At 77.7% G+C, this 696-nt stretch carries 1 protein-coding gene; it reads left to right on the forward strand.

The window, feature by feature from the left end; genetic code table 11:
* A partial coding sequence (locus HMPREF0731_RS22435; RefSeq protein WP_007006567.1) for a hypothetical protein occupies positions 1 to 696 on the forward strand: 696 nt, incomplete at both ends.

Genomic DNA, 696 nt, shown 5'->3' on the forward strand with positions numbered 1-696 from the left:
CGCATGGCGGTGCTGGCCATCCCCGGCATCGCCGCGGGCGACGATCTGCGGCGCGCCGCCGATCTCGGCGTGGATGTGCTGCGCGTCGGCATCGACATCCCGCGCAGCGCCGAGGCGGCGCCGCTGCTGGCGCTGTCGCGCCGGCTGGGCTTCGAGACGCATGCCAGCCTGCTGAAGGCGTCGCTCGCCGATGCCGGGGGCTTCGCCCGCCATGCCCGCGCCATGGCGGGGGAGGGGGCGCAGCATGTCGGGCTGTATGATTCCGCCGGCGCCCTGCTGCCGGCCCAGGTGGCGGCGATGCTGGGCGCGGCGCGGGCGGCGCTGCCGGGCGGCATCGGCCTCGCCTTCCACGGGCATGACAATCTGGGGCTGGCGGTCGCCAACACGCTGGCGGCGCTGGAGGCGGGGGCGGCGAGCCTGGATTGCACCCTGGCCGGGGCCGGGCGCAGCGCCGGCAATGCGCCGACCGAGACGGTGCTGCTGGCCGCGCGCCGCGCCGGCCATGCGCTGGCCGGCGATTTCGCCGCGCTGGGCCGGCTGGCGGAGGCGGAGATCCTGCCGCTGTTCGGCCCCATCGCCGGCACGCCGGAGGATGCGGCGATGGGCTTCGCCGGGCTGCATTCGGACGGGCTGGCGCTGGTGCGGCGGGTGGCGGCGCGGCGCGGCCTGCCGGTGCTGGCGCTGCTGCAGGCGCTG

The sequence above is a fragment of the Pseudoroseomonas cervicalis ATCC 49957 genome (genome assembly GCF_000164635.1).
GTDB lineage: Bacteria > Pseudomonadota > Alphaproteobacteria > Acetobacterales > Acetobacteraceae > Pseudoroseomonas > Pseudoroseomonas cervicalis.